Genomic DNA, 10156 nt, shown 5'->3' on the forward strand with positions numbered 1-10156 from the left:
CGCTTAAAAATTCGTGGCGGCAGGTAGTGCCGACACGTTAAACGCTTGTAAGAGGTTTTAGAAGACTAACGCAACTTAATGTTGCAATGCCTAAACCGTTGACGACAAGAATCACCTTGCTTTAGCTGGGTGAGCTTCAACCAACCACTGTCCTGTAAAAGGTGAAGCCCCGCTGTTTTGCCTGCCAGGTAAGAGATGATATCACCGGCCATACTGGCAAATCCCGGCGGACTCCAGATAATCAGGGCATCACAATCTAATTCAGGGTCAAAAATATCACCAGAGTGGCACTTAAGTTCAGTCATAATCTACGCCCAATATTTAACAAATAATCTACAGAGTCAATCACCTAAACCATCAATTTAGCCGAAAAACGGGCTTTCCAGGTCGATAACTCTGCACAAAAAGGGCAATATACAGAAGAGTTAATATACCCATGTTACTTAAAAATACTTTGTTAGGCGCGGGCTCGGAGACTGGACCAAGACGCAACATGGGGTGATGGTTATTCCCTTTTCGATTGTTGCAACGCAGAACTGGTTTTCGAACTAGCGCCCCGTAGGGCAGGATAACTTGTACCAATCTGCATTGCTGACTTTGCATCTTGATCTATCATGGGTATAAAACCGTCGTGTTTTACAGCTTGAGCTTGGCAATAAAATCATCGGATTGGGCAATGGCAACATTCATCTCATTGATCAGCTGCTCAATATCCACTTTCAGCTTGCTAAACTCCCCCTGTAACCCCGCCACAGCACGGGTATTCAGATTATGCTTAAGGTAGAGCATGTTATCCCGCAGCGCAGCCAGCACCGGTTCCATCTTAGTTTCGGAGCGATGCATGGCGGCAAGTAACTGCTTGTAGTCTGATTGCGTCTGTCTGAGCTTGTTACGGCTGTCTCTTCTGAGACTGGTCGAGGTATACTGCTCCAGCTCCTCCTCCCATTCATCAAACAGAGCCTGCGCTACATCTTCAATCTTATCGATATCTGCTGATACATCAGCAGCAGCTTGTTCACTATCTTCATAAGCATTTCTGGCTGCGTTGTAGGCAATTTCCAACTCGCCGCCGTCAAACCCGGTAAGTAGTGTTAGCTGGTCAAGCGCAGAACTAAACTGTTGTTGTGCTTCCTGTTGTGAAACCTTGGCATCTTCAACCCGATCAACCAGAATTTCCCGTTTATGCACGCCTATTTTTTCCATCGCACTATAATAAGCGCTTGAACACGCCGTCAAGAACAGCACAGCCAGCAATAAATTGATTTTGAGTAAGTATTTAATATTGTTTCTCCCTGTGTGGGTTTATCTGAGTCCCGGATCTGGCTTTGGCCACAATGGGGATGATTTAATAGCGGAGGAAAAACGCTCCTTTCCCCCAAAAAATATTTTTTAGAGGCCCACCTGCTGCAAAACCTCATCTGAAAATGAGAACACACTTAACTTACCTTCTTCATAAAGGCCATAACTGGCAACATAACCACCTTTAGGAAAGGTTATCGAGCCGGGATTAAAGATAAACTGCCCGCCATTTTGTTCTGCTACCGGAATATGGGTGTGGCCATAAGCCAGCACATCACCCGCTTTAAGCGGCGGCCGATTATCACTATTGTAGATATGACCATGGGTTAAGAAAATACGTGTACCATTTTCCAGCAGGATCCATGAATAGGTCTCAAGCATGGGAAAGTCAAGTAACATCTGGTCAACTTCGCTGTCGCAGTTTCCACGAACAGCCAAAATTTCATCTTTATAGTTATTCAGCAGCTGCGCAACCGCTGCAGGTTGATAGCCTTGCGGAACCGGATTTCTGGGGCCGTGATTCAACAGATCCCCGAGCAGCACCAGATAATTAGCACCGGAAGCCTGATACTTTTCCAGCACCAACTCTGTGGTTGGTAATGAGCCATGCAGGTCCGAGGCAAAAAACAGCTTCATGTGGCTAATCTCCTATTCTTTTTTTTCTATGGCAAACACCTTCAAGGTGCAGCCTCGTGCACCTTAACATGGTTTGAGCCTGTTTCTCTGTGTTAAGCATCCAATGCCATACCGTTTAAAACAATATTGTTATAACTCACTATACCGATAATTTTACCATCTTCAATAACAGGTGCACGACTGACGCCAAAGCGCTCAAATAAACGCGCGCAGTATTTGACATTCATTTCGGGCGCGACAGAAAGCGCGGGTTTAGTCATGATTTCATAAATATTAGTGCGCTCACAAGAACGATTCTGTGCCAGCACTTTTTTGGCAATATCATTCATCAAAACGATACCATATTCATCATCGTCGTGACGCTTGTTTACGACCAATGCCTTTACGCGATGTTTGCGTGCCAACCGAATCCCCTCTTTCACATCTGTAATACCGTCAACCATGACATAGGAATCAGACATAACATCTCTCACTCTAATAACCTTTTGCGCGTTCATAGCTCATCCTCTACGACCTTAGTTAATTTCTCAACCTGATGGGCAACACCGACTGCATCTTCAATATCAATTTGAATGGCAATCCCCTGCCCCGGCTCCTGATCAAACTCTCCGACCCGGTCAATTGTTTCTAATATCTGTCTGGACAGATGCTCCTCCACCACAAATAATAAAACATCCTTCTGCACATCCAGGGTCAAACCGAAAAAGGTGGTTTTTTGATTTAATCCTTCCCCTCTTGCATTATTAATGACGGTTGCGCCAGTGGCTCCTGCAGAGCGCGCCGCATCTAAAACAGCATCTGTCCTTGCATCTTCTACAAAGGCAATTATTAGTTTAAAGCGCATTCTCATTCTCCTTTGAATCTGCTTTTGAGTTTAACCATTGCGTAATTTGGGCATATGCCATGACTGAAATGATTGGAAATAAGCTGGCAAAAGCGATCAATCCAAATCCATCAATAACCGGATTTCGTCCCGGCACGGTGGAAGCTAATCCCAGACCTAATGCCGTAACTATTGGAACAGTGACTGTTGAGGTTGTCACACCACCGGAGTCATAGGCCAGCGGTATGATCAGTTTTGGCGCAAAATAGGTTTGTATTATAACCACGACGTAGCCAACCATAATGTAATAATGAATAGGATCACCGACCACTATCCTGTAACTCCCCAGTGAAATACCAAAGGCAACACCTAACGCTACTGCAACCCGCAATCCATTTACGCCAATGGCACCACCGGAGACCTGATTCGCTTTAAGCGCAACAGCAATTAATGAAGGCTCTGCAATGGTTGTGCTGAATCCGATAGCAAATGCAAACAGATAAATCCAATAATAGTCAATCCAGCCCAGGGAAGTTGTGATGTCATCTTTAAAAGAGTAAAGAAATTCCGGCGCGGTAAGCTGCTCCGCCATGGTTTCACCCAATGGAAAAAGTGCCATTTCCAGTCCCAATAAAAACAGAGATAAGCCCAAAATTACATAGAAAAAACCCAAAATAACCCTTAGTAAATTGGCTATCGGCTTTCTTAACACCGCGATTTGAAATCCAAAAATAATCGTCGCAATAGGCATCACATCAACGACGGTACTGATAAAGGTATTGATAATGTGAGCCAGACTTATCATGATAGAACCATCCCGTAAATCATTACAAACATCATCGGTAACAGCGAAGCAAATGCAATCAAACCAAAGCCGTCCAACATAGGGTTTCTACCTTTAATTGATGACGCCAACCCCACCCCCAAAGCGGTCACAAGAGGGACTGTGATAGTAGATGTGGTCACTCCGCCGGAGTCATAGGCGATACCGATAATGGTTTGCGGGGCAAACCATGTCAGCACAACCACGCCGAGGTAACCGCCGACAATCATTATATGAATAGGCCAGCCTTTAAGAATACGCACCACCCCCAGTACAATCGCCGAGCCTACTGACAACGCTACCGTAACTCTCAAGCCGTTAGCGTAATCCTTCATTGCTGTAATAGTTTGCGGGATCACGCCACCTTTTGCTGCTACCTCAGCTGCTTCACGAGCCACAGCAGTTAATGCCGGCTCAGCTATGGTGGTTCCGAACCCCAGACAAAATGCGAATAAAATCAGCCAGAAGAGACTGCCTTTGCGGGCGAAAGATTTCGCCATACTTTCGCCTATCGGGAATAACCCCATATTTAAACCGAAAATAAAAAAGGTCAGACCGAGGACAACAAAAAGTAAGCCGATAAGAATCGATAATATATTTGGCAGGGGCTCTTGTAACACAATCAATTGAAAAAAAGCGATTACGCATATGATAGGCAGAAGATCACGCAAACTTGCCAGCATTGCTTTTAATAATGCCACCAGTGCTTTCATGACCTCCTCCCTTTCAATTTTCTCCTATTCTTAGGTTGTCCAAATATTCAAATGATGTCCACTACTATCTCTTTTATTTCACATAAATGAGATATTTATCAGTTAGATATGCCCTAATAAATTGTTTCTGAACGCTTTGAGTTATGTCCACGCGTTTGTTGCCAATCTCCTTCAGATAAAACTAAGTTGCGAATTTGGGCAATATCTTCATTCAACCTTAGCAGTTGATGAACAATCATTAACTCCTCTCCACACATTTTAAGTGATAAACCAGATAGCTGTTCTGCAACTGCCTGATTGCTACAGCGCGAAGGTTTAAAGCCCGGTACAGTAAGGAACTCTTCTAACTCAGACAACTGCCGGCTTAGCTTTTCGCCCATTTTATCCATCACAGGTAGCACTGTGCTTGAAGTAATTTGTCCCCTATGCGAGGCCAAGGCGGAGAGGTGGGAGAGATAGGCATGTAAACGCCCTGTCAATAAGTACAACGTTGAAGCTTCTGACTGTTTCGAGCGTGGCTCAGCCAATAATGCCTGCCAGTGCTCTACTAAATTCGCCTCGCTTGAGTGAGCTTGAAAGCGCGCCATCCGATACTCTTCATTTTCAACTCTCTGCTGATTTAAATACTGCATAAATATCGCCTGCTGGTATGCACAGATATGATTCAGGTTGGCAGCTACCACAGAACGGGAACGTTTTTTTAACCAGTCAGGCCATAAATAACGAAGCGCTAAAAAGACAATACCGGCGGCAAAGGTGGTGATGAGTATTCGCTTGATAAATAAAGCTTCAGCATCCAGGCCATAAAACTGCAAAATAATCACCACATAAATAGAAACACAGGCGACGGCAATACTGTACCTGTGCTCCAGGTACCAGAAAAAGAAAAATTTAGCGATAGCTGCAATGCCGATCAGAGCTAGAATTGGCAAGTTGAGCAGATACAAAGCTGTCGCAAGACCAATCCCCAATAGCGTGCCTAGAATACGCTGAATAAGTCTTAATTTACTTGCAGAAAAAGTAGGCTTAGTAATAAATAACATAGTCAGTAACAGCCAGTAATTTTGACTATCAGCCGGCAGTAACTGAATAATTATGTAGCCAAAAAACATGCAGGTGGTTAAACGGGCTGCATGGCGAAACAAAGGAGTGTCCGGTGTTGTAAAGAGTCTCCAATAGTGATGCCAGCCTAAGCGTTTTTGCTCATCAAACAAGAACCGAGGCGAAGGAAATGGTGTGTGGCTCTGAGTCAACTCACAAACTTTTTTCAGGTTTTCCAGTAAAAAAACAAGTTGAATCGCACAAGATGCACTAAAAACCTGGCGCTTTGCCAGTCGTTCCGTGCTTTGCTGTAGCTCATATAATTCACTTTCAACAGTATCATTCATTTCATAGTCAGAAATACGGCGAAATCTGGGCTGCCTGAGCATACGTTTGGATAACCCTACCATCACCCTTTGAATGCGCGCAGGCAAAGAAGTATCAGCAAGCTCCTGACGTAACTCCTGGTACAAAATATGAGAAGAGCTTAATCGTTCAAGCAGCACCTGAGCTTTAAAAAATTGCTCTAAATAGCCGGATCCGTGATTCGCATATTTTTTCTCCTGCTGACGCAGCATTAATTGCTGTTGAACATTTGCCAATGCCTTTGATGCCTGGGCAGCTAGTTTGGCCAGTTTTAACCTGACTTCAGCCGGATCTGAGTTGCTATCAAAAAAGCGGGCTTTGTAAAGTTGATATTTTGCCAGGGTAGAAAATAGCTGTTGATTATCGTGTTGAAGATTAAAGTTAGGAATAACATACTGAACAAAGGTTGACAGGATGAAGTAAGAGACTGAGCCTGCGACAATCAACCCGGGTAATAACCAGGGATCTGCATGATGCGGATAACTCAGCATGGAAAAAACCGCAACCGCCAGGGCTCCAAAACCTATTTTACCAAAACGCGGGCCTAAAGCATTTCCCATCATCAAACAGAAGGTAGCGCAACATAAAGCAATCAGAAACAGCGATGGCTTCTGATAGAGAGCAACCACAAATATCGCAGCACAAGCAAAGCACAGAATTAAAGTCAAGAAGGCGCTAAAACGCCGATGATAATGGGCAGGATGGTCGGTTAATGCCGCAGCACTAACCCCCATGGACATAGCGCTCATCTGTACCAAATTATTGTTTACAACGCCAGAGAGCAAAAATACAGCAGTTAGCAAGCAAGCCTTAATTGCTGTTACAAATAAAGGTGCGCGAGTCGACGGTAGTGCAAAAAAATCCAAATACTTCATCGGGTATACCCAAAACGAAAACAATAAGGCGACACGGTTAAAGTGCCCTGTTCAGAAACAAGATGGATTATATTTATCTCACCCAATATCAATTCTTTTATTACAAAAGAAAAACATTCATGTTTTATACCCATGATACTTCAAGATGCAAAGTCAGCAGGGCAAATTGTGCCGAGATGCAAGGCATAAAATTGAAGTCTAGTTATTCTACAGAGAGCTTTTATAACAACGCAGATTGCTACAAGTTGCCTTGCCCTACGGGGCGCGGACTCGAAACCCCGCTCTGCGTTACAACAATCGAAAAGGGAATACCATTACCTCATGTTTCGCCTTGATCTGGTCTCCGAGCCCGTGCCTGACAAAGCATTTTGAAGTAACATGGGTATATATGTTAAATATTTAAAATGTAAACTTCATATCTTACTTAATTAAAAGCAAATGTATATCCGTCAGGCATTATTTCACCCTATCAGCGCTGTGATTCTCTCCTGCCGGCTTTGATTGCACCTCACTATCGCTGCACAGTCTCTGCCTGGCGATATTAAACTCATCTTCACTTAAAACGCCTTCATCGCGCAGTGCCTGCAGCTGTTTATGTTTCAGGTCTGAACTCATTTTATCTTGTGGATCTACGCCATTATCTTTTTCAAGCAAACCCAGGAATTGACCGATTTTCCGAAACATCAATTTAATCAACCGCCATAATTTAGGCAGAATAAAAATGGCCGAGATGATAAACACCAGCATCAACAGGATAAAAATAACGGGATGATTAAGCGCAGTCCATAACCCGCCGAGCACAAGCAAGTCTTCTGTGATTGATGCTGTCCAATTCGTCACTGGCTCCGGAGAAGTATTAATAAGCAATCGTGTTCCCGCTTTCGTAGCGTGACTGGTGGCTGCCAGGCCCCCGCCCATGATACCGGCAGCAATCTCCAGCGCAGGAGAGACATCTCCAACAGCACCGGCAGCGAGCATCGCACCGGCCGGCAATCGGATAAAGGTCGAAATAGCATCCCAGCCACTGTCAACACCCGGCGTTTTGTCGACAAAAAATTCGACCATATACATTAACCCGGCGGCGCCTATGACCAACGGGTTTTCCAGTACTTCAAGTCCTGCAGGCAAATCAATATTACCACTACTCCCGCCCAACCCCAGCACCAGCAGGGCTGCATATAAATTTACACCACTGGCCCAGGACGCGCCCATGGTCAGGGCTAAAGTAGCTAATAAGGCTTCGTAGCTCTCCATTTAATGTTCCTTTTCTGTGTTTAAAGACAAATTTAAATTGGCTAACAGTCGCCTTGTATGGTTGAGCTGCTTCGCGCTGCATCTGACAAATGCTAACGTGGAAAACTGTTACCTCATCAACTTAAGACGGGATAATAAAAGTGTATACCTTACCTTAATTATTATGAGTAAGTTTAACCATGATAATGCGAATTTCTGATGTATTGAATGTTTCCTAATTGATCTTTAAAAAAATCAGACAATTAAATTATACAATAACAAGCTATATTTACTCGACTGATTCGTCAATGCGAGATAAAGCATCCAACATGCGGGCAAGTTTCCCCTATCCATAATAGACAGGCAGATATACGCCTCATTTTTTGTTTCATACTACCGATATTATTGTTAGCCTTGATTATCTATCAAACAGAGCAGACAGGCACGAAGGAATGATCATGGCAGGACTAGATAAATACACACTGGCAGGCTGCAGCGCAATTTTACTATGGAGCACCACGGTCGGCTTTGTGCGTAATGTGGCAGAGCAATTAGGAGCCATCGGTGGCGCTGCAATGATCTATACCGTCAGTTCTCTGTTTCTGGTGATTTTCCTGGGTGCACCACGATTGAAACTCTTCTCCCTTAAGTATCTGTTAATAGGCGGTACGCTGTTTGTCAGCTATGAAATTTGTTTATCGTTGGCGCTGGGAATGGCAAACAATCGCATTCAAGCGGTTGAAATGGGTGTAATTAACTATTTGTGGCCATCTTTAACCGTCCTGCTGGCTGTATTTACCAGTAAAACTTCTGTTAATAAGGCACTTTATCCGGCAATAGCCCTGTCATTTTTCGGGGTAGCCTGGACGGTGGGTGGCAATCAGGGCATTTCAGTTGTTCATATGGCTGGTAGCATAGCAAGCAACCCTGCAAGTTACGCAATGGCCTTTAGCGGTGCGTTTATATGGGCGTTTTACTGCAATATTACCAAGCGGCTTGCCAACGGCAAGAATGCTATTACCTGGTTCTTTATCGCGACAGCCATCGCCTTGTGGATTAAATACCTTATTAGTGACGAGCCTGCCATCATATTTACCCCGGAAGCAACCCTCGACTTATTGCTAACCGGCGCAGCTATGGGGAGTGGATATGCATTATGGAACATCGGTATTATTGGCGGCAATATGATGCTTCTGGCAATCCTGTCCTATTTCACCCCGATCTTTTCTACTTTTTTATCGGCATTGATTTTGGATATTGAGCTGACTGCAACGTTTTGGCAGGGTGTTTTCATGGTCACCATTGGCTCTCTGCTCTGCTGGTGGTTTACCCGCGAAAAACCGGCAGCAGCGATGGATGCACCCTGCTCTATCAAGGTTGAATAACTGGGAGCATGATCGAGAATGGTCGACTCTGCTGTGGCAAATCTGGATTTGACCATTTTATGCACTCTTTTTTGTTAAATAGAACAACTATTCGCCGCAAAAGATCGCAAAAACTGGCTCAAACCAGCTTTTCCTCGCGACGAGCGCAATTCTCGGTCAAGCTCCCAGCCTGCAGACAATGAATCAAAACTGCTACTATGTTTTATATTCCATGCTCTGCATGGGAACGAGGTTATTGATTAAACACAGCCGCAACGTGTTGTTGTAAAAGCTTCATCATATTTCGTTCTTGTTTATACGCCTGACTCATTTGAGCAATCATTTTGTATAAAATGGTGCGCTCAATGTTATTCGTTTTCAATATTTTCTCTAATTTGAGTAATAGGTTAGTGGCTTGCTGCAACCAATATTCACCATCCAACTCAGCTGCGTTATCCAAACAAACATCTGCGATTGCCAAATAATCCGGATGTCTTACCGCGCTCATATTCATTAAACGGCACTGCTCTTGCCAGTTCCCCTGATCGATGGCCTGCTCAATTAACGGTCTGGTCAGGCGCTGGATAGAGTATTTAAAATCCCAGTCGTTTAGATCGCCTGATTGCTGTTTATCCTCAACCGCGATTAAACATTTTGCTAAAAAGATCTGCCTTACTGCTGATAATTCAAAATCCTCCGGAACATCAGGAAATACATCGTATGTATATTCTTCCGTATGGTTAAATATCCACTGCGCCTTTTCTTCATCGGACCAAGGTTGTGCATTAAAAAATACCACCAGCCTTTGTTTAAGCTCATCTGCTATATAACGACAAAAACCACCTGAATCGTGAATCTGCTCTAATACTTTATTTAATCGCTGTATAGCATTTGATATAAGTAGCCATTGCTGGGTGATGGTTAACTTTTCTATCGCGGGGAAAAGCGTTGCAAACATATCATCTGCGTGCGCGAAATAGTCC

General features: G+C 44.0%; 11 protein-coding genes. 1 reads left to right on the forward strand and 10 read right to left on the reverse strand.

Going from position 1 to position 10156, the window contains the following annotated elements; translation table 11 throughout:
- Nucleotides 1–65 precede the first annotated feature (65 nt).
- From ABZA00_RS14285 to ABZA00_RS14325, 9 genes are all read right to left on the reverse strand, one after another.
- Nucleotides 66–305, reverse strand: a complete 240-nt coding sequence (locus ABZA00_RS14285; protein ID WP_372882834.1) for a hypothetical protein — start codon at nucleotides 303–305, stop codon at nucleotides 66–68.
- Between the two features lie 331 nt (nucleotides 306–636).
- The gene (locus ABZA00_RS14290) at nucleotides 637–1281 is read right to left on the reverse strand and encodes a DUF2959 domain-containing protein (RefSeq protein WP_372882844.1); all 645 of its coding nucleotides are present in this window, start codon (nucleotides 1279–1281) and stop codon (nucleotides 637–639) included.
- Nucleotides 1282–1389: 108 nt separating this feature from the next.
- Nucleotides 1390–1935, reverse strand: coding sequence for a phosphodiesterase (gene yfcE / locus ABZA00_RS14295; protein ID WP_372882835.1), 546 nt, complete (start codon nucleotides 1933–1935; stop codon nucleotides 1390–1392).
- Nucleotides 1936–2027: 92 nt separating this feature from the next.
- On the reverse strand, nucleotides 2028–2432 hold the full coding sequence (locus ABZA00_RS14300) for a CBS domain-containing protein (RefSeq protein WP_372882836.1): 405 nt from the start codon (nucleotides 2430–2432) through the stop codon (nucleotides 2028–2030).
- Nucleotides 2429–2779: a P-II family nitrogen regulator gene (locus tag ABZA00_RS14305; RefSeq protein WP_372882837.1), complete on the reverse strand. Its 351-nt coding sequence runs from the start codon at nucleotides 2777–2779 to the stop codon at nucleotides 2429–2431. The genes ABZA00_RS14300 and ABZA00_RS14305 overlap by 4 nt, the downstream gene beginning before the upstream one ends.
- Nucleotides 2769–3563: a DUF1538 domain-containing protein gene (locus tag ABZA00_RS14310; RefSeq protein ID WP_372882838.1), complete on the reverse strand. Its 795-nt coding sequence runs from the start codon at nucleotides 3561–3563 to the stop codon at nucleotides 2769–2771. Before ABZA00_RS14310 ends, ABZA00_RS14305 begins: the two co-directional genes overlap by 11 nt.
- Complete coding sequence (locus ABZA00_RS14315) at nucleotides 3560–4294, reverse strand: DUF1538 family protein (protein WP_372882839.1); 735 nt, start codon at nucleotides 4292–4294, stop codon at nucleotides 3560–3562. The genes ABZA00_RS14310 and ABZA00_RS14315 overlap by 4 nt, the downstream gene beginning before the upstream one ends.
- A gap of 113 nt (nucleotides 4295–4407) precedes the next feature.
- Nucleotides 4408–6576 (reverse strand): FUSC family membrane protein, encoded by a 2169-nt coding sequence (locus ABZA00_RS14320; RefSeq protein ID WP_372882840.1) that lies wholly within the window; start codon nucleotides 6574–6576, stop codon nucleotides 4408–4410.
- Between the two features lie 456 nt (nucleotides 6577–7032).
- Nucleotides 7033–7830: a DUF4126 domain-containing protein gene (locus ABZA00_RS14325; RefSeq protein WP_372882841.1), complete on the reverse strand. Its 798-nt coding sequence runs from the start codon at nucleotides 7828–7830 to the stop codon at nucleotides 7033–7035.
- A 437-nt stretch (nucleotides 7831–8267) separates the two neighbouring features.
- Here ABZA00_RS14325 and yddG point away from each other — a divergent pair, with 437 nt between their 5' ends.
- Complete coding sequence (yddG, locus tag ABZA00_RS14330; RefSeq protein ID WP_372882842.1) at nucleotides 8268–9194, forward strand: aromatic amino acid DMT transporter YddG; 927 nt, start codon at nucleotides 8268–8270, stop codon at nucleotides 9192–9194.
- A gap of 232 nt (nucleotides 9195–9426) precedes the next feature.
- On the opposite strand, the gene ABZA00_RS14335 is transcribed toward yddG, so the two are convergent.
- Nucleotides 9427–10156 (reverse strand): hypothetical protein (locus ABZA00_RS14335; RefSeq protein ID WP_372882843.1); only part of this gene is annotated, 730 nt, incomplete at its 5' end.

It is taken from the genome of Psychromonas sp. (genome assembly GCF_041586535.1).
GTDB lineage: Bacteria > Pseudomonadota > Gammaproteobacteria > Enterobacterales > Psychromonadaceae > Psychromonas.